Source organism: Desulfovibrio sp. OH1186_COT-070 (assembly GCF_003860215.1).
GTDB lineage: Bacteria > Desulfobacterota > Desulfovibrionia > Desulfovibrionales > Desulfovibrionaceae > Desulfovibrio.
Genome location: NZ_RQYH01000222.1, coordinates 1 through 352, shown reverse-complemented (window position 1 = coordinate 352; position 352 = coordinate 1). Strand labels below are relative to the sequence as shown.

At 46.0% G+C, this 352-nt stretch carries 1 rRNA gene; it reads left to right on the top strand.

The annotated features are described in order from the left end of the window. Positions 1-352, top strand: a 23S ribosomal RNA gene (locus tag EII23_RS12595); the annotation flags it as partial.

Sequence of the window (352 nt, the reverse complement as noted above, 5' to 3'; positions counted from 1 at the left end):
GGACCACCCCCCAAGGCTAAATACTACTTGGTGACCGATAGCGAACAAGTACCGTGAGGGAAAGGTGAAAAGAACCCCGGGAGGGGAGTGAAATAGAAACTGAAACCTAATGTTTACAAGCAGCGAAACTGGCAAAAGCCAGGATCGTGTACTTTTTGTAGAACGGGCCAGCGAGTTATGATATCTAGCAAGGTTAAAGTATAAAGTACCGGAGCCGTAGAGAAATCGAGTCTTAATAGGGCGAAAGTTAGATGTCATAGACCCGAAACCGTGTGATCTATCCATGGGCAGAGTGAAGTTGAAGTAAAATTCAATGGAGGCTCGAACCGGGTAGCGTTTAAAAGCTATCGGA